General features: G+C 55.5%; 19 protein-coding genes. 7 read left to right on the plus strand and 12 right to left on the minus strand.

Annotated features, from left to right (window positions below; all coding sequences use genetic code 11):
- Window positions 1–345: 345 nt before the first annotated feature.
- Genes CNE01S_RS06715 through CNE01S_RS06725 form a run of 3 tightly spaced genes read left to right on the plus strand, consistent with a single transcriptional unit; the run spans window position 346 to window position 4,304 of the window.
- Window positions 346–1,503, plus strand: a complete 1,158-nt coding sequence (locus CNE01S_RS06715) for an SIS domain-containing protein (RefSeq protein ID WP_061274533.1) — start codon at window positions 346–348, stop codon at window positions 1,501–1,503.
- Between the two features lie 10 nt (window positions 1,504–1,513).
- Entirely contained in the window at window positions 1,514–2,392 is an 879-nt protein-coding gene (gene kbaY / locus CNE01S_RS06720) for a tagatose-bisphosphate aldolase subunit KbaY (protein WP_061274535.1), read from the plus strand.
- Between the two features lie 22 nt (window positions 2,393–2,414).
- The gene (locus CNE01S_RS06725; protein ID WP_061274537.1) at window positions 2,415–4,304 is read left to right on the plus strand and encodes an alpha-galactosidase; all 1,890 of its coding nucleotides are present in this window, start codon (window positions 2,415–2,417) and stop codon (window positions 4,302–4,304) included.
- 51 nt (window positions 4,305–4,355) lie between these two features.
- Here CNE01S_RS06725 and CNE01S_RS06730 read toward each other — a convergent pair whose 3' ends face one another.
- Together CNE01S_RS06730 and rsmI are read right to left on the minus strand one after the other, a co-directional pair.
- A complete protein-coding gene (locus tag CNE01S_RS06730) occupies window positions 4,356–4,973 on the minus strand; it encodes a hypothetical protein (RefSeq protein ID WP_061274539.1) in 618 nt (205 codons plus the stop codon).
- Between the two features lie 142 nt (window positions 4,974–5,115).
- Window positions 5,116–5,982 (minus strand): 16S rRNA (cytidine(1402)-2'-O)-methyltransferase, encoded by an 867-nt coding sequence (rsmI, locus tag CNE01S_RS06735; RefSeq protein WP_061274541.1) that lies wholly within the window; start codon window positions 5,980–5,982, stop codon window positions 5,116–5,118.
- 62 nt (window positions 5,983–6,044) lie between these two features.
- On the opposite strand from rsmI, the gene CNE01S_RS06740 reads away from it, so the two are divergent.
- Genes CNE01S_RS06740 through dolP form a run of 4 tightly spaced genes read left to right on the plus strand, consistent with a single transcriptional unit; the run spans window position 6,045 to window position 9,711 of the window.
- Window positions 6,045–8,138: a penicillin-binding protein activator gene (locus CNE01S_RS06740; protein WP_061274543.1), complete on the plus strand. Its 2,094-nt coding sequence runs from the start codon at window positions 6,045–6,047 to the stop codon at window positions 8,136–8,138.
- Complete coding sequence (locus CNE01S_RS06745; protein WP_061274545.1) at window positions 8,096–8,491, plus strand: YraN family protein; 396 nt, start codon at window positions 8,096–8,098, stop codon at window positions 8,489–8,491. The genes CNE01S_RS06740 and CNE01S_RS06745 overlap by 43 nt, the downstream gene beginning before the upstream one ends.
- Window positions 8,492–8,512: 21 nt before the next feature.
- Window positions 8,513–9,103 carry a DnaA initiator-associating protein DiaA gene (gene diaA, locus CNE01S_RS06750; RefSeq protein ID WP_038476306.1) on the plus strand — a complete coding sequence of 197 codons (591 nt, stop codon included), beginning with the start codon at window positions 8,513–8,515 and terminating at the stop codon, window positions 9,101–9,103.
- 32 nt (window positions 9,104–9,135) lie between these two features.
- A complete protein-coding gene (gene dolP, locus CNE01S_RS06755) occupies window positions 9,136–9,711 on the plus strand; it encodes a division/outer membrane stress-associated lipid-binding lipoprotein (protein WP_008453679.1) in 576 nt (191 codons plus the stop codon).
- A 155-nt stretch (window positions 9,712–9,866) separates the two neighbouring features.
- Here the strand turns inward: dolP and CNE01S_RS06760 are convergent, their stop codons facing one another.
- From CNE01S_RS06760 to CNE01S_RS06805, 10 genes are all read right to left on the minus strand, one after another.
- A complete protein-coding gene (locus tag CNE01S_RS06760; protein ID WP_061274546.1) occupies window positions 9,867–11,777 on the minus strand; it encodes a BglG family transcription antiterminator in 1,911 nt (636 codons plus the stop codon).
- A 46-nt stretch (window positions 11,778–11,823) separates the two neighbouring features.
- A complete protein-coding gene (locus CNE01S_RS06765; protein ID WP_061274548.1) occupies window positions 11,824–12,975 on the minus strand; it encodes a lactonase family protein in 1,152 nt (383 codons plus the stop codon).
- A gap of 92 nt (window positions 12,976–13,067) precedes the next feature.
- Window positions 13,068–13,808: a 2-dehydro-3-deoxy-phosphogluconate aldolase gene (gene dagF / locus CNE01S_RS06770; protein ID WP_061274550.1), complete on the minus strand. Its 741-nt coding sequence runs from the start codon at window positions 13,806–13,808 to the stop codon at window positions 13,068–13,070.
- A gap of 2 nt (window positions 13,809–13,810) precedes the next feature.
- The gene (locus CNE01S_RS06775; protein WP_061274552.1) at window positions 13,811–14,923 is read right to left on the minus strand and encodes a DgaE family pyridoxal phosphate-dependent ammonia lyase; all 1,113 of its coding nucleotides are present in this window, start codon (window positions 14,921–14,923) and stop codon (window positions 13,811–13,813) included.
- Between the two features lie 13 nt (window positions 14,924–14,936).
- Window positions 14,937–16,040, minus strand: coding sequence for an amidohydrolase/deacetylase family metallohydrolase (locus CNE01S_RS06780; RefSeq protein ID WP_061274554.1), 1,104 nt, complete (start codon window positions 16,038–16,040; stop codon window positions 14,937–14,939).
- Window positions 16,041–16,095: 55 nt separating this feature from the next.
- Window positions 16,096–16,737 carry a DUF4310 family protein gene (locus CNE01S_RS06785; protein WP_061274556.1) on the minus strand — a complete coding sequence of 214 codons (642 nt, stop codon included), beginning with the start codon at window positions 16,735–16,737 and terminating at the stop codon, window positions 16,096–16,098.
- A gap of 11 nt (window positions 16,738–16,748) precedes the next feature.
- Window positions 16,749–17,525: a DUF4311 domain-containing protein gene (locus CNE01S_RS06790; protein ID WP_008453692.1), complete on the minus strand. Its 777-nt coding sequence runs from the start codon at window positions 17,523–17,525 to the stop codon at window positions 16,749–16,751.
- A 24-nt stretch (window positions 17,526–17,549) separates the two neighbouring features.
- A complete protein-coding gene (locus CNE01S_RS06795; protein ID WP_008453694.1) occupies window positions 17,550–17,846 on the minus strand; it encodes a DUF4312 family protein in 297 nt (98 codons plus the stop codon).
- A gap of 2 nt (window positions 17,847–17,848) precedes the next feature.
- Entirely contained in the window at window positions 17,849–18,211 is a 363-nt protein-coding gene (locus tag CNE01S_RS06800) for an SFCGS family glycine-rich protein (protein WP_061274558.1), read from the minus strand.
- 17 nt (window positions 18,212–18,228) lie between these two features.
- Window positions 18,229–18,531 carry a glycine dehydrogenase gene (locus CNE01S_RS06805; protein ID WP_038476338.1) on the minus strand — a complete coding sequence of 101 codons (303 nt, stop codon included), beginning with the start codon at window positions 18,529–18,531 and terminating at the stop codon, window positions 18,229–18,231.
- Between the last annotated feature and the right edge of the window lie 108 nt (window positions 18,532–18,639).

An 18,639-nucleotide genomic window follows, 5' to 3' on the forward strand; every position in this document is an offset into this window, starting at 1 on the left:
AAACCACCGGGTAACCACTCTCCTGTTTCGCCCCCGTTTAATGAAAGCGGCGGCTCCTGCTGCTTTCATTATGCATCACTTTGGCCTGCGGCCTGCTCCGCCGCAGACCTCTCTTTTTCTTTTCCACATTGCTTCAATATTAAAAATATCACTTTAAATCAATTAATTAAAACAAAATGACGATCAACTCCATGATTTTCGTTTTATTTCTTTCTTACATGTTGATCTTATCAATACCTTTCTATACATTCCCTTTAAGCACAAAAAACCTTTAAATGAAACAAAACGAAAGTCGCCAGACAATTAAAAGCCGACATCTGACGCTGCAATGCTAAGGACTTAGTCATGAGTGAAACTTCCGCTGCCACAGATCGCGGCCACACGACCTGGACTGAAAGAGAGATCCGCCAACAGCCCGTAAGCTGGATCCGCTCTCTGCAACAGATAGACCGCACCCGCGACGAGATCGCCGCCTTCCTTGATCCGCTACTTGCGAACGACAAGTTAAAAATTATCCTTACTGGCGCGGGAACCTCAGCGTTCATCGGCGACATCATTGCACCGTGGCTGTCTCGCCACACCGGCAAACCGTTTGTTGCCGTGCCGACCACGGATCTGGTGACCAATCCGCTGGACTATCTCTCTCCTGAACAGCCCACGTTGCTGGTTTCCTTCGCCCGTTCAGGTAACAGTCCGGAGAGCGTCGCTGCGGTAGAGCTTGCCAACCAGCTGGTTAAATCCTGCCATCACATAACCATCACTTGTAACGAGGGCGGGAGCCTCTACCGCAGCGCGCTCGAGGACAACCGTTCACTGCCGCTGCTGATGCCTGCAGAAACTCACGATCGTGGTTTTGCCATGACGAGCAGCATCACCACCATGATGGCGAGCTGTCTTGCGGTTTTCGCCCCGGACGCTATCAATACGCAGTCATTTCAGGATGTCGCTCACCGCTGCGCCCAAATCATTCATTCACAGGGCGATTTCAGCCAAATCCCATTTGGTGATTTCCCCTACGAACGCGTGGTCTACCTGGGAAGCGGTGGCTTGCAGGGCGTGGCGCGAGAAGCCTCTCTGAAAGTGCTTGAACTCACGGCTGGCAAGCTGGCTGCGTTTTATGACACACCAACCGGCTTCAGGCATGGTCCAAAATCCCTGGTCAACAGTAAGACGCTGGCGGTCGTGCTGGTCTCCAGCGATCCGTACACTCGCCAGTACGATCTGGATCTGCTGGCGGAGCTGCGCCGCGACAGCCTGGCTATGCAGACGATCGCCATTTCGTCCTCCACCAGCCCCGAGCTCGTATCAGGCCCGCATATCCTGCTGCCTGCGGCAGATCGCACGTTCCTCGACGTTGAGCAGGCGTTTTGCTTCCTGATGTATGCCCAGGTCTTCGCGCTCACCTCTTCCGTTAAAGCAGGCATTACGCCGGACACGCCTTCCGCCAGCGGGACGGTTAACCGCGTAGTTAAAGGCGTCGTCATTCATCCCTGGAAAGGCTGAGAGGTTAATCATGAGCATTATCTCCACGAAGTATCTGCTTCAGGACGCGCAGGCCAGAGGCTATGCGGTGCCCGCTTTTAATATCCATAATGCCGAAACCATCCAGGCGATTCTTGAAGTCTGCAAAGAACTGCATTCTCCGGTGATCCTCGCCGGTACACCGGGCACCTTTAAACACATCGCTTTCGAAGAGATTTACGCGCTATGCCACGCTTATTCCGAAAGCTACGGCATGCCGCTGGCGCTACACCTCGATCATCACGAAAGCCTGGCGGACATCAGCCAAAAAGTTAACGCGGGCGTACGCAGCGCCATGATTGACGGCAGCCACTTCCCCTTTGCTGACAACGTGAAGTTGGTGAGAACCGTGGTCGAGTTTTGCCACCGCAACGACTGCAGCGTCGAGGCCGAACTGGGTCGCCTCGGCGGCGTGGAGGACGACATGGACGTGGATGAGGAAAGCGCTTTCCTGACCGATCCGCAGGAAGCCCGTCGCTTTGTCGAGCTCACCGGCGTCGACAGTCTGGCGGTTGCTATTGGCACCGCGCACGGCCTGTACACCAAACGCCCGAAAATAGACTTCAAACGGCTGGGCGAGATCCGTGACGTCGTCAGCGTGCCGCTGGTGCTACACGGCGCGAGCGACGTCCCGGACGAGTTTGTTCGCCGTGCTATCGAACTTGGCGTTTGCAAAGTGAATGTGGCAACGGAATTAAAAATCGCCTTCGCCGCCGCGGTGAAAGAATGGTTTAGCGCTAACCCGGAAGGCAACGACCCGCGTTATTACATGCGCGTCGGCATGGATGCGATGAAAGAGGTTGTGCGCAGCAAAGTCGCGGTATGCGGATCGGCGAATAAATTGCTGCCCGAATCAGAAGCAGCCCTGTAACTCACTCCCGTAAGGACCTCTGATGAAGACAATAATAAAAAGCTCTCTGCTGATGATGTTCATGAGCAACGCCGTGCTGGCGGCTCAGTACCAGTTGGAAAATACTAACCTTGCCGTCTCTTTCGACGATTCAGGCTCGGCGGTGGTGGTGAAAGACCGGCTGTCCGACCATAAACTGGCGCCCGTCGAGCTGTTTTTCCTGACGCTGCCGGATGAAAAAGTTATCCATACCGCCGACTTTAAAATTAAAAACGTCAGCAAAGCCGCAGACGCCATCCAGATTGATTACGAGCGGGACGATTTCTCGGTCAATGTGACCCTGAAGCTGCTGAAGGGCAAATATGCGGCAGTGGACTATACGCTGCAGGCCAAAGGCCAGCCTCGCGATGTCGCGAAAATCACGTTCTTCCCGACCAAAGGCCAGGCTCAGGCGCCTTATGTTAACGGTGCCATCAACAGCTCCCCGATCGTCGCGGACAGCTTCTATATGCTGCCGCAAAAGCCGATTGTGAATACCTACGCGTACGAAACCACCACCAACCTGAACGTCGAACTCAAAACACCGATTAAAACCGACGCGCCGGTGACCTATACGGTCTACTTCGGAACGTTTGAAGCTACCGACCAGCTCCGCCGCAGCTTTAACCAGTTTATCAACGCCATGCGTCCACGCCCTTATCAGCCCTATCTGCATTACAACAGCTGGATGGACATCGGTTTCTTTACGCCCTACACCGAGAAAGACGTGCTGACGCGCATGGATGAATATGCCAGCGAGTTGATAAGCAAGCGGGGCGTGAAGCTCGACGGCTTCCTGCTGGATGACGGCTGGGACGATTTAACCGGAAAATGGCTGTTTGGCCCGGCGTTTAAGCACGGCTTTGGTGCCATCAAAGAAAAAGCCGACAGCCTGCATACTTCTGTCGGTCTGTGGCTGTCACCGTGGGGGGGTTACAACAAACCCCGCGACGTGCGAGTTTCACACGCCAAAGAGAACGGTTTTGAAACCGTGGACGGAAAGTTTGCGCTCTCAGGCCCCAATTACTTCCGCAATTTTGATCGGCAAATCATCGGGCTTATCAAAAATGAACATATCACCTCGTTTAAGCTCGACGGCATGGGCAACGCGAACTCGTACATCAAAGGCAGCCCCTACGCCTCTGACTTTGATGCCTCCATTGAGCTCATCAAAAACATGCGTGCCGCCAACAAAGACCTGTTCATCAACCTGACGACCGGCACCAATGCCAGCCCTTCCTGGCTGTTCTACGCCGACTCAATCTGGCGCCAGGGCGATGACATCAACGTTTACGGCAAAGGTTCGCCGGTGCAACAGTGGATAACCTATCGTGATGCGGAGACTTATCGTTCGATTGTGCGTAAAGGACCGCTGTTCCCGATTAACTCCCTGATGTACCACGGCATCGTCAGCGCCGAACATGCCTATTTTGGGCTGGAGAAAGTACAGACGGACCAGGATTTTGCGGACCAGGCCTGGAGCTACTTCGCCACCGGCACGCAGTTGCAGGAGCTGTACATCACGCCTTCAATGCTGAACAACGCCAAATGGGACACGCTCGCCGACGCGGCCAAATGGTCACGGGCAAACAGCAGCGTGCTGGTCGACAGCCACTGGATTGGCGGCGACCCAACGCAGCTTGAGATTTACGGCTGGGCATCGTGGAGTAAAGAAAAGGCAATTTTAGGCCTACGCAACCCGTCGGATAAGCCGCAAAGCTACTATCTCGACCTGGGTAAGAGCTTTGAAGTGCCAAACGGTGAGGCCACGAGTTTTACGCTGAAGAAGGTTTACAGCAAGAACGAGACGCTGGCTAACGACTATAGTAAGCCGCTGATTGTGACGCTGAAGCCTTTGGAAACGCTGGTGATTGAGGCTACGCCGGTAAATTAAACGACGATAGAGCGTAGAGAATCATTTGTCTCTGCGCTCCTTAACCACGCTTTATTGATCGGATATCAGCGCAGCAACACGTCTTTTATCTTCGGCAATCAGGACGATGCCAAAATGTTCTTTATCAGGATGCGTGCTCCAGATTTTATCTTCCGGAATACTTGTTCCGTTATAGGCGGCTTTTGCGCCGTCATAAGGATAAAATCGCCCGGCATCGGAATCCAGAATGAAAACGGAGAGTTGATTGGAGCTTCTGGCTATTTTTTGCCAAAGCGCCTTGCCCCCGGCATAGTGAATATTATCGCTCATTAAAATCAAGCCACACTTGAGTACAAGCGCCTCGTAAAGCTGCGTGGCAAAGCCAGCGTCCTGAAGCTGCCTTTCGACGCAAACGCCTTCAACCTGCAGAACGTTTTGATCCTCCCAAAAACGATCCACAGAAATAACGTTATCGCCAATCGTCTTTTGATTCTTGAGTTCTAGCATGGCAACTACGGTGTGTCGGAGATCCTTTTCATCCCCTTCAGGCTCGGCTTTAATGATTGCCGCTCTCGGCGTCAGCCTGTCAAAAATGATAAGAAAATGCTGACCTGCAAACGTCAGCTCTTCAATCACCTCGAAAGAGCGTTTTACCGCCGCCGTGCTGTAGGAAAAAGGCATCACAACCATATTCGAATCTCCTGGTATCAATACCGGCATAAACTTTAACTCCCTTAAAGTCATTCAGTCATGCATAAATTAACACCAGGGAGTTCGTTTTTTAAACGCTAACCGCGTTGCGATGTAAAAACCAGGAGACGGCTCGAGAAAACTATTTCTCGCTGTTTTCTAAAGCATGTTTATACAAGGCATTTTTCTTCACGCCGTGGATTTCGGCGGCCAGCGCAGCGGCTTTTTTCAGCGGTAATTCTGTTTGCAACAATGCAAGCGTACGCAGCGCTTCGGCCGGCAGCTCGTCATCGCTTTGGACTTTAAAGCCCTCAACAATCAGTACCATTTCGCCTTTACGGCGATTTTCATCTTCCTTTACCCATGCCAGCAGTTCGCCGATGGGTGCACCGTGAATCGACTCCCAGGTTTTGGTCAGCTCGCGCGCCAGCACCACGTAGCGGGATTCGCCCAGCACCGCGCAGATATCTTCGAGGCTATCCAGCAGGCGGTGGGTTGATTCATAGAAAATTAGCGTTCTCGGCTCCTGCTCAATGGCCTTAAGCGCATCGCGGCGGCCTTTTGATTTTGCAGGCAGAAAACCTTCGTAGCAGAAGCGGTCGGACGGTAAGCCCGCAGCGCTAAGCGCGGCGATGGCGGCACACGGGCCAGGCAAAGGCACTACGCGAATGCCTGCCTCGCGACAGGTGCGCACCAGGTGGTAACCCGGATCGTTAATCAGCGGCGTACCGGCGTCGGACACCAGCGCGATGCTTTGGCCTTCCTGCAGTTTTGCCACTAACGTTTCGGCTTTTTGTTGCTCATTGTGATCGTGAAGTGCGAAGAGTCGCGCATTAATCGCAAAATGCTGCAGCAAAAGGCCAGTATGGCGAGTATCTTCTGCGGCAATCAGATCAACGCTTTGCAACACCGAGAGGGCCCGCTGGGTGATGTCCCCGAGATTGCCGATAGGCGTCGGGACGATGTAGAGCGTACTGGCTGAAATCGCCGCCGTTTCGTGTTGTTTCATTGTCTCATCCGTATTGCCGATTTAATATTGTACATTGGGATATAAAAACCACTGGATACAGAATGCTACCCTCAACCTTGAATCGTTCGAAAGCCGGGCGCTGCCTGCCTGTGTTGCTCGCGGCGCTGATTTTTGCCGGCTGCTCTACTCAAGCACCGGATCAGTCCGCTACGCTGCTGCAGGGCGAGACCACCGCCGGGTCCGCTTACTATCTGCAGCAAATGCAGCAAAGTGCAGATGATAGCAAGACCAACTGGCAATTACTCGCCATTCGTTCCCTGCTAAAAGAGGGTAAACCTCAGCAGGCCGTGGCGTTGTATAACCAACTGCCGCAGCAACTCACCGATGCGCAAGCTCGTGAACAGCAGTTGCTGGTGCCGGAAGTGAAGATTGCGCAGAAAGACTTCAACGCCGCCTCTGCCCTGCTGGAAAAGATTGACCCGAGCACACTCGACAAGGGCCAACAGAGCCGTTATTACCAGGCTGTGATTGACGCTTCTCAGGGACGCCCGTCTTTAGCGCTGCTGCGCGCCTACATTGCTCAGGAACCGCTGCTCAAAGGCGACACACACCAGAAGAACATTGATGGTACCTGGCAGATTCTGTCGCAGTTCTCGCCGGAGCAAATGAACAGTCTGGTGATTAACGCCGACGAAAATACCCTGCAGGGCTGGCTGGATCTGCAGCACGTATGGAGCGATAACCGTAACGATCCAAACATGCTGAAAGCCGGCATTCAGGACTGGCAAACGCGTTACCCGAACAATCCAGGTTCAAAAACGCTGCCAACCCAACTGGTGAACGTACAAAACTTCAAGCCGGCCTCAACCGGTAAAATCGCCCTTCTGCTGCCGTTAAACGGCCAGGCAGCGGTGTTTGGTCGCGCCATTGAACAAGGTTTTGAAGCGGCGAAAAACAACGGCGTCTCGCCGGTTGCAGCCGTGCAGTCAGCCACACGGCCCGTAGATCCTAATGCGCAACAACAGGCTGCGTCGCCTCAAGAACAGCCTCAGCAGCAAGAGCCTCAGGCCCCCGCAGATCCTAATGCTGCAGTGAGCCCGGCAAGCGCGTCCGTCAGCGATCTGACAGACCAGAAGGCACAGGCCGCAACACCACAAACCACAACGCCGGCTGCCCAACCGGACGTACAAACCGCGCCATCTGTTGCCGCGAGCCCGACGGCGGAAATTAAAATCTACGACACCAGTAGTCAGCCGCTCTCACAGGTTCTGGCTCAGGCACAGCAGGACGGTGCCACGCTGGTCGTCGGCCCGCTGCTGAAAAACAATGTTGACCAGCTAGCCAGCACCAACAGCCCGCTGAATATTCTGGCTCTCAACCAGCCAGAAAGCGTCCAGAACCGCCCAAACATCTGCTACTTCGCGCTTTCTCCGGAAGATGAAGCCCGCGACGCCGCAGACCATATCTGGCAGCAAAACCACCGCAATCCATTGATGCTGATCCCGTCTAACGCCTTGGGTGACCGGGTGGCGAAAGCCTTTGCCACCGAATGGCAGAAACTCGGCGGTGGTCTGGTACTGCAGCAGAAATTTGGTTCAGTGAGCGACCTGAAGCGCGGCATTAACAGCGGTTCCGGCATCGCCTTGACCGGCACCCCGGTCAGCACCCCGTCCAATACGCCTCCAGGCGTGACCATTGGCGGGCTAACCATCCCGGCAGCACCCACGGATGCACAAATTACCGCTGGCAGCAGCGGCAACGTAGACGCGGTCTACATCATCGCGACTTCTGAAGAAGTGGCGCTGATCAAACCAATGATTGCGATGCGCACGGGCAGCCGCGGCAGCGCGCAACTTTATGCCAGCTCTCGCAGCTCGCAGGGCGTTAATGGCCCGGACTATCGTCTGGAAATGGAAGGACTGCAGTTTAGCGAAATCCCGATGCTTTCCGGCGGCAACCCGCAGCTGATGCAGCAGGCGTTAAGCAGCGTCAATAATGACTACTCGCTGGCGCGCCTGTATGCGATGGGCGTGGATGCCTGGACGCTGGCAAGCCACTTCTCCCAGATACGCCAGGTGCCGGGTTACCAGGTGAACGGCAACACCGGGCAGCTGACCGCCAACCAGGACTGCGTCATTAACAGGAAGCTAAATTGGCTGCAATTCAATCAGGGCCAGATAGTCCCGGTATCCTGAACCGCCAGCAACGCGGCGCGCGCTATGAACAGCAGGCGCGCCGCTACCTCGAGCGCAAGGGACTGCGCTTCGTTGCGGCGAACGTGCATGTTCGCGGCGGCGAAATCGATCTCATAATGAAACAGCGGCAGGTTATCGTCTTCGTAGAGGTGCGCTTCCGGCGTAACGATAAGTTTGGCGGTGCAGCCGCCAGCGTCACCCGCAGCAAACAACAGCGCCTGCTATACGCCGCGCAGGTTTGGCTTAGCGGCAGCGGCAAAAGTTTTGATACTGTAGATTGCCGTTTCGATGTGTTAGCTTTCACCGGCAATGAAATAGAGTGGCTGACCAACGCGTTTGCCGCCGATATCTAAAAAACTCCAGGTAGAATCAACGTGCTTGAAAGAATCAAAGGCTGCTTCACGGAAAGTATTCAAACTCAGATTGCCGCAGCGGAAGCCCTGCCGGACGCCATCTCCCGTGCAGCGATGACGCTGGTTCAGTCTTTGCTGAACGGCAACAAAATCCTCTGTTGTGGCAATGGCACCTCCGCCGCCAACGCACAGCATTTTGCTGCCAGCATGATCAATCGTTTTGAAACAGAGCGTCCTAGTTTACCGGCCATTGCACTTAATGCAGATAATGTGGTCTTAACCGCGATCGCTAACGACCGTCTGCATCAAGAAGTGTATGCCAAACAGGTTCGTGCGCTGGGCCACGCCGGGGACGTATTGCTGGCAATTTCCACCCGAGGCAATAGCCGTGATATTGTCAAAGCGGTTGAAGCCGCTGTCACCCGCGACATGACTATCGTCGCGCTGACGGGCTATGACGGCGGTGAACTGGCAGGACTGTTGGGGCCACAGGATGTTGAAATCCGAATCCCTTCTCATCGCAGCGCCCGCATCCAGGAGATGCATATGCTGACGGTGAACTGTTTATGCGATCTGATCGACAATACGCTATTTCCGCACCAGGATGGCTAATAGCTAATTTTGAGAAAGGAGAAGGAATGAACATGAAGGCCATTACGCCAGTCGCAGTTCTTATTTCCGCGCTGTTGCTGCAGGGCTGCGTCGGTGCCGTTGTTGTGGGAAGTGCCGCCGTGGCGACAAAAACCGCAACCGACCCGCGCACCGTCGGGACGCAGGTTGATGACGGCACGCTTGAATTACGCGTGAACAGCGCGCTCAACAAGGATGAGCAAATCAAGAAAGAAGCACGTATTAACGTGACGGCTTACCAGGGCAAAGTGCTGCTGGCCGGTCAGTCTCCTAACCCAGATCTTGCTTCTCGCGCTAAGCAAATTGCGTTGGGCGTAGACGGCGCAACCGAAGTCTATAACGAGATTCGAATTATGGCTCCGGTCGGCCTGGGCGTCGCGTCGAGCGATACCTGGATCACCACAAAAGTTCGCTCTCAGCTGCTAACCAGCGATCAGGTGAAGTCTTCTAACGTAAAAGTCACGACGGAGAATGGCGAGGTGTTCCTGCTTGGCCTGGTAACCGAACGCGAAGGTAAAGCCGCGGCGGACATTGCCAGCCGAGTAAGCGGCGTGAAGCATGTGACCACCGCGTTCACTATCCTAAAATAACTGCCCCTCACTCTAACCCTCTCCCCACAGGGGAGAGGGGATAAACCTAAACCCGCCAGGTAAATCCCCGTATGCCCTTCAGGGTCGGATAAATTTGCCCATTGAATTCCCCCTCTCCCTCACAGGGAGAAGGCCGGGGTGAGGGTCAATGGAGGTTACAGCTTACTCAGGCACTCCATCGCCACTGCTTTAAAACTGTCAAAATCCCTACTCTCGCGAAGCCGGACCATTGCCCGCTCGCGCAGGAACGTCACAAACAGGTCGTAAATCGCCATCGCCTCTTCGTATTCGCTTTTGCTAATAGCCAGCAGGAAGATCACGTACGCCGTCTCATCACCCCAGCTGATACCGTGCGGCGCCAGCACGGTGTAAACCACCGTTTTTTTCGCCAACAGGCCCAGCGAGTGCGGCAGCGCAATACCTTCGCCAAGCATGGTGCTGACAATGGCTTCACGCTCCACCACAGACGGATGAAAATCTGCATCAACCACGCCTTCCCGCTCCAGCTGCTCGCAGAGCGTCAGGAATAGCTGCTGCTGGGTCATTGGCTGGTCGATAATGCGGAAATGGCTGGCATCAAAGAATTTCTCCAGCATGTACGGGCGAGTTCTGTCCACCAGCACCAGTTTACCAAGCTGCTCGAGCTGATAGTCCGTCGGGAACGGCGCCATCATCACAACGGGCTTTTCTTTCTCATTGATGCGAGCCGTGCTGATCACAAAGTCCTCATCCACGGTGTCGAGCTGCTCGTAATCACGCAGAGAGATAATGTTGGTCACTTCCACCTGCGGATATTTACGCAGCAGCATGGCCTGCAGCATACGTACAGTCGAATTCCCGGTATCGCAAACCAGCAGCACGCGAGGATGACGCTGGTAGCCAATGTTGTAGTGGCGCTCCAGGCCCACGCCGATGTGCAGCACCAGAAAACCAATTTCGTTTTCGCTGATGGCGTAAGGGGTATATTTTCCCCAGCTTGAGACCGCCGCCAGCGTCATATCGTAAGCCAGCGGATAATGCTGCTTGATGTTGGCCAGCAGAGGATTCGGAATGTTTATCTGATAGCGCACCCGGGTGATCATCGTCTTGATGTGGGTAAGCAGGTCGGCGTGCAGCTGCTCGTCGCTAAGAAGGTTGTAGTTATAGTGGGTATTGATGTAGCGCAGGATGTAGTTAACCAGCGCCTCGTCATCGTCGGCGCTGATCGCACTCGGCGCCACTTCCTGTACCTGCCGCGAGGCGATATGCACCTGCAGCCACTGCTCTTCAGCGTCGGAAAGCGGCTTACCCGCCAGCTGCTGAAGAAGAGCGGCGATCTGTCTGGCCGCCTCTTTCACCTGGACATCAACGTTATCCGCCGTAAATTCCGGCAGCGGATACCCTTCGCTGATGCGGCGCACCGCCACCGAACAATAGAGGCGAATAAACTGCTCGCCTTCATCAGTCAGGCGGATGTGGCAGCGGGTAAAGCAATCGTGCAGCGAACCGGCGAGCAACTCCGGAACACCCGCGTTCAGCGCTTCTTCCGTCAATAACGGGTTTTCACTGTCCTCTAAGGTTAACTGCCACAGCAGATCCGTCAGGCAAGCGCGGATAGCCGTTTCGCTGCCGAACAGCTTCATGCCGTGGCGCGGGCGCGTCTCAATGGTCAGATGATAGCGGTTAAACCATTCACGCACCTCGGCCATGTCGCTTTGCAACGTGGCGCGGCTGACAAACCACTCTTCGGCCAGATCTTCCAGCTTCAGTGAAAACGCCGCCGTCAGAAAACGCACCACGAGGTAATGCACGCGTTCTGGAGAAGTACGCGGAATACGAAGCTGTCGTGGGCGGTGCTGAACCAGCTCGCCGTAACGCTCAGTATCCTCGATATTCAGCTGATAGCCCGCACCGCGGGTAAGCGTAAACTGAGCCCCGAAGCCTGACATCAGTGCATTAAGCGCCGTGATATCGGCCCGAACCGTACGAGTAGAAACGGACAAACGCCGCGCCAGTTCATCCTGGGGCAGCGTTTCGTTTTGCAGCATCTCAAAAAGCTGAGCCAGCCGTTGATTGGGGAATCTCACTACCGCTTCCTTTGGTTATCGGGGCGTTTAAGCGCCCCGTCCTGCTTTACTTAAACGGGGTGAAGACCATCTGTGACGGGCTTCCCACCGCCGTATAATCCTCGATAAAAGTTAATTTACCGTTGCCCGGGGACACGCTAAAACGAGTAATGTTGTCGCTGCGCTGGTTCAGGGCATAAAGATGTTTGCCTGTGCTGTCCAGCGTCAGGCCTCGTGGATAGTCGCCTCTGGTCCAGATATCGTCCTGATGCGTAAGCTCGCCGTTAGCACCCACGCTGAAATGCGCGATGCTGTTATGCAGGCGATTGGCTACATACAGCTGCTTACCGTCGTGGCTCAACACCAGGCCCGCCGCAAAGCTCGTGCCCTTATAGCCTTTTGGCAGCGAAGAGATGGTCTGCCCTTCGGTCAGCGTGCCTTTCTCACGGTCAAGCCTGTAATGGGTAAGCGTAGAGGCTTCTTCGTTAATCAGCCACAGGCCTGAACCGTCTGCAGAAAAGACAAAGTGGCGTGGCCCTGCGCCTTTTGAAGAGGCGGAGATGAACGGCGGATCGTTTGGCTCCAGCACGCCTTTGTTTTGATCAAAGCGATACTGGTAGATCCGATCCAGGCCAAGATCGGTAGAGAAAACAAACTTGCCGCTTGGATCGGCGGCAATCATATGGGCATGCGGGCCGTTATGATCGCTGGCGGCGAAGCTACCTTCTACCGCTGCTTCTGGTTTCGCCGCGCCCGGCTCGCCGCTGTCCTGATGTTTGTCGCTGGCTTCCAGCAGGCTACCGTCGGCATTAACCGGCAGTACGGCGATAGAGCCACTCACATAGTTAGCCACCAGCAGGTGCTTGCCCTGCGGCGTCAAGGAAAGGTAAACCGGGCCTGCGCCACCGGAAGAAACCTGGTTTAGTTCGGTCACACTTCCGTCATCGCCCACACGTAGCGCCGCAATCACGCCTTTCTCCGCTTCGCTGGCAACGTACAACGTCTTGCCGTCCGGCGACGCGGTAAGCTGCGCGGCGTTCGGCAGCGAGCTAACCAGCGTTTTATCGCTAAGCGCACCGGTTTTAGCGTCAACCAGGAAGCGATAAAGACCTTCGCCGTTCGGGTTGTAGGTGCCAACCCAGGCGTAATGGCTTTGCGCCGCGCTGTTGCCGGCGGCGAGTAAGGCAAATGAAGCAACAAGCAGAGTGCGTGCAGACATGCGTTTGTCCTCGAAGTGTGGTTGATGAGGATTATACCCTCACCCTAACCCTCTCCCTAAAAGGGAGAGGGGATCTTTCTTTTACTCTTTACTTACCCCACCAGCTTCTTCGTCATCGCCAGCAGCGTAGCCACATCCGCCGGACGGGTATTGCCGCTGGCCTTGTCGATAATCGAGCTGTAAATATGCGGGATCACTTTGCTCACGCCAGCATCCAGCGCAATCTTCAGGATCTCTTCGAAGTTTTCGAGATCGATACCGCCGGTCGGCTCCAGCCAGAAGTCATGCTTCGCACAGGCTTCAGCAACCGCCTGGTACTCTTCACGGCAGTCCAGCCCGCCCATCGGGAAGTATTTGATTGAGCTGCCGCCCATATCCTTCAGCAGCGCAATAGCTGTTTCAACAGGCACGATGCCGTCTGCCGCGTCTGAGCTTAGCGGGCCGGTGGAGATTTTCACCATTCCTACGGTGCCGGTCGGCGAAACCAAGCCGTTGACTACGCTGTCATTCTGGCCCAGCAGCGCGCGGCTGGTGCCCACGCCGGTAAAGACCTGATTGACGTGCTGAGGCTGAATCTGGCCGGAGATTTCACTGACCATTGCAGATTGGTTCGGATCGCCCGCGCCAAGGCCGACGGACAGCGCGTTGTCGATAAGCGCCGCATAGTCACGCATATCGGCAACCGCACTTTCTACGTCCGGGTAATTTTTAGATAACACGCCGACTAGCACGTGGCCTTCTGCCGCCTGGAAAATCTCTTTGGCGTTTTCTTTAGAGCCGGCCAGGACGTTCAGGCACACGCGGTCGCGGTAAAAATTCGGGGTCAGTTTCATGCTTATTTCTCCTTGCTTACCAGCGCTTTGATGCAGCGGTAAATAATCTCCAGCTGTGCCGCGCTTACGCTACGCACATCCGCTTCTATAATGCCTTCGTTCGCCTTGTAGCCACGGAAGTAGATGGCGTATTCGCCCTGCTTCAGCGCGCTAACCAGCTCGCCAGTGCTGATGCCGACTGTCGCTTCGTCGAACTTGATTTCGCTGCGGGCGATATCGCGGCCGGCTGCGTCCCACATTACGCGGGCGGTTACGCCATTCAGCGTGTTCAGGCTGTCGATAAACGGCGTCATTTTGGCGACCATTTCGGCCCCGCTTTCTTTGGCCGCGCTCAGGTAATGTTCAATCGCGCAGGTCAGGCCGAGAATGCCTTCTTTGCCAACTTTCATCGCGCGCCCGATGCCGCCAGTTTGCAGCTTCACCCACTCGACGTACTGCTCTTTGCCGATCACCAACCCGCTGGTTGGACCTTCGATAGCCTTCGCCCCGCTGTAAATCACGAGGTCGGCTCCTGAGCGGTAATAGCACTGCAAATCTTCTTCTGCCGCAGCGTCAACAATCAGCGGCAGGTTGTGTTTACGTGCCACCACCACGGCCTGCTCTACGCTGAGCATGCTCTTCTGCACCGAGTGGTGAGATTTGATATACAGAATGGCCGCCGTGCGTGGAGAAATAGCCGCAGCCAGCTGATCCGCTGAACATTCGTTGGCATAGCCTGCTTCGACGATTTTACCGCCGCCCAGGTTCACCATAGTGCCAACCGGCGCGCCGAAGTTAACGTTGTGGCCTTTCGGCAGCACGATCTCGTTGTTCTCCAGCGGGGCCGCATGCAGGTTCTCGATCAGCCATTGATTGTCTTTCACCAGCACCGCCGCCACGGACTGGGCGATACCGGCAGAAGCGCAGGACACCACGGTCGCCGCCTCAACGTCGAGTAGCCCGGCAATGTAGGCGCCGGTTTTATTCACCAGATCCTTCATTTCAAAGTAGTGATTCATGCCGGTGGTTACCGCGTCCACCACTTCTGGGCGTGGCGTGGACACGCCGAGGGCGGTCATGCGGCCGGATGCGTTAATTACCTGTTTTAAATTGTATTTTTCATAGATCGAAGACATGTTCTGCTTTCCCTTATTCACAGTCAAACCACTTCCCGGCGCGCACCGCAGCCAGCGCAACCAGCGCCCGATCGCCCGTCAGCGTTTGCTGCTCTGCGTCGGTAAATACCGTTGGCTGACGGCGCAGCTCGAAGACGGTCAGGTCGCCGTCCAGCCCTACGGCCAGGCGGCCTTTATTTTTCAGACGTAATCCATCGGCAGCATGAACGGTCACGCAGTCGATAACCTGAGGCAATGACAGGCCAATGGAGAGGAATTTAGACATCACCGCGCCGAGTGAATGCACCGGGCCGCTGATGCGGTTGCGGCAGTAGATGTCCGAGCTGATGCTGTGCGGCAGAATGCCCTGCTGAATCGCGACACGTGCCACGTCAAAACTAAAGCTGGCGGTGCCGTGCCCGACGTCCAGACGCACGCCGCGCTGAATAGCCTGCGCCACGGAGGCTCTCAGCTGCCCGGCCGGATTGAGAATGCGGTTTGGCTTGCCGTTGTAGCAGTGGGTGATGATATCGCCGCTGGTCAGCAGCTCAGCCACTTCATCAAGGTCCGGCGGGTTATTGCCAATGTGCACCATCAGCGGCAAATCACCGTTTTCTTTCTGGATAGCCTTGGCGCGCACCAGCGGCGTAATGCCGTTGTCACCCACCACGCTACTGCTCATGCGTGCTTTTAAGCCCACAATAAAGTCCGGGTGGCGCTTCACCGCGCCGCGCACGGCGTCAGCGTCGATATTCGCCATATTGGACAGTTCGTTCTGGGCAATCAGCCCCACGCGGGAGATGTTCAGCAATGCATAAACTTCGGTCGTCGCGCTGCGGGTGATTTGATAGAAATCGTCGACGTCATCGGCGCCGGTACTGCCGGCATCAACGACCGTGGTCACGCCGGTGTGAATCCCTACGCTATCAGGTTCGTCGTGGTAAATAGGGGACTTGGGGTAACAGTGAACGTGGGAGTCAATCCAGCCAGCGCTAACGTAGTATTCGCCGTTCAGCTGGCGTTCTTCAGTTGCCTCGCCGGTTATCTTGCCTAAGGCGGCAATCTTGCCGTCCTTCAGGGCGATATCGATCACGGTATCGTCCACCAGCCGCGCCTCGCGCAGGATCAGGTCAAACATATTTTTCTCCTTAACTGGCGGGCGAGCCGCAGCCCGTCCGCCCTGGAAATACTGCTTACAACGCTACCGGGAAGATCGAGCCTAAAATCATTGCACCGAGGATCGCCCCGCCAGTGATCGGTTTGCCCCAGAGGTAAAACAGCAGAGAACCCACCAACGAGCCGATGCCGATGGGAATCGAAGCCGTCATGGCGCTGAGGATAATCAACGGCCCGAGGAAGCGGCCGGAGGCGTTACCCGCGCCCATCATGACGTCCGCCCCGTAGGTGGAGTCGCTCTGGTTGATGGTGAACTTACGCGCCAGAATGATGATGTAGCCAATGGCCAAACCAATCACCAGGCCGGTGACCAGCGAAGCGCCAAAGTTAGCGACCGGGAAAACAAAACCCGCGCCCAGCAGGAGCGCCGGAACGCCGAGGCCTACGCCGGTTTGAATCGCCCCGCCGATATCCAGGATCCCCACCAGGGAGCCTTCGATGATACGGGCAAACAGGAAGCTGGCACCGAACGCCGCCACCGCGCCGTAAACGCCGGTATCAATCCCTGACTTCAGCATCGCCACGAAGGCCACTTCGTTAAAAGCGCCGATGCCATACAGGTAGTACATGTGTGTCCCGGCAAACACGCCGGAGGAGAGCAGGCCAACAAAGATTGGGAATGACCAGTCCGCGTACCAAAAGCCTTTATTCTGTTCCATGCGTTATCCCCTTATTTGCCGCTCAGCGAGTTATGCAGCAGATCCAGCCAGTTCGGCACGGTCATGTGGAAAGACTCGATCATCTTCATGTCGAACCCGCGGAAGAAGGCACTCAGAACAAAGAGGGCAACGATTGCCGTCATCATCACTTTGGTAACGCGGTGCCAGCCGCTTTCTTCAACGCCTTTACCGATCAGGATGCCGAGCACCAGACCCGGTACGGCGTTGCCCATGATCAGCTGCGCTGCGCCGCCGAAAATGGTTGCCCAGAAACCGGATTTTTTGCCCGCGTCGATAGCCGCCAGCCAGAAAATAACCGGCATCACGGTGTTCACCAGCAGGTTAGCCGCTGGCACCAGCACTTTGACTGCCGTGACCTGCAGCGCAGCCGGCACCGCAGAGGCCGTAGAGTTCAGGAACGCCACCACGATCATGCCGATGATGCCGCAGGCGATAGCCATTTTTTTCGGGTCGTGGAGGGTTTCCGCCACGTTGCGGTTCTTCACCATCAGTGCCGCCGCACCCCAGTTAGGGATGATGCGGTGGTCAACGTCCTGGGTGAATGCACCCGCAGCAACGGAAGATGCCCAGGCGTTGAAGAAGAAGCCGAGACCAAAGGAGAAGTGAGAAGCCGGGTCCCCTTCACAGGAGTTCAGCTCGCCGAGTGTACGAAATGCGCCCATGCCCTGAGAGGTTGGCGCATGGAACATACGCGCGGCCCCGGCACCAACGCCCACACCGACGAGGCCGCCGATAATGAGTGATTTGAATAATATGATTAAGAACATGAGTCTGCCCTTGTTAGTGTTATTTTATTGTGCGACGAAATCTACCTCATCGAGGTTAAGAGCCGTCACGTTGACGGAAACATCCAGCTCCACGCTGTAGCTCCGCCTTTCCCGGCGCAGGAAGAAGAACAGAAAAGCTTCTTTGCGCACCCTGACCTGCGCCTGAACAACCTGCACATCCTGTGGCTCAATGCGCAGAAGAATGTGGTTGGTGGATTTGAGCACCGTGCCCTGAACGTGGTTCAGGGCGTCGGAGAAGGCTTTGGCTTTGGTATCGCCGCGCCCGCTGACTCGCACCGTAGTTGCGAATTTCTCTTTCATACTCAGTTGCCGTACTTCTTGTTCCAGGCCAGCACCAGGCGCTCGCCCAGTTCTTCTTTGTCCATAAAGCCAAAGCCAAGCACGTTGTTGCCTTCATTAATCGCCGTCACGCCTTCATCAACGGAGCGCATGCCGTATTTAGCTTTGTAGCCGTGTTTGGTTTGTGCGGTGATAGCGCCCGCGCCGCCGCTGCCGCAGAAGGAAATACCAAAAGTGGCGTTTTCTGCTTTCATTACGTCGCCCAGCTTCATGTCGGCGGCGACGCCTGGAATAACCACGGCGCGACCGCCCGCTTTTTCGATCCCTGCTGCAACTTTCTGGCCTTTGCCCAGACGGTCACCAATCACTACGGTAATTTGTTCCATTTTTTTCTCCTGATGATTCAAAGATTGTCTTTCGCCACTTCGAAATGCACTGACAGCAACCACGCTTCTTCTACCGGCAGATTCCCGAACTGATCGACCACCGCTTGCGCCATTTCCATCGACTCGGCGGAGATCTCCTCGAACAAGCTCTCTTCCACTTCTGGTAACGGCTCCCCGGTGAGAGAGCGATGAATCATCGCCTTCACGTGGGAGGCCAGCATTTGTTCCTGTACCGCGTTAGGCGTGATGTGCTTACTTTTGAACAGCGCGTAAATAAAATCCTGAATACGCGTCGTTAATTCCTCGGCTTCATTAACCATTACCGCTCCGTTATTCACCCTGGGTACCTCGTTAACTAATCTGTTTTTTAAACTACGTGGCGGGGTGGAAGGTTTGTAGCGAGTTGTTTTCCACTTCGAAGTGGAAAT

The organism is Cedecea neteri NBRC 105707 = ATCC 33855, from assembly GCF_001571265.1.
Lineage (GTDB): Bacteria > Pseudomonadota > Gammaproteobacteria > Enterobacterales > Enterobacteriaceae > Cedecea > Cedecea neteri.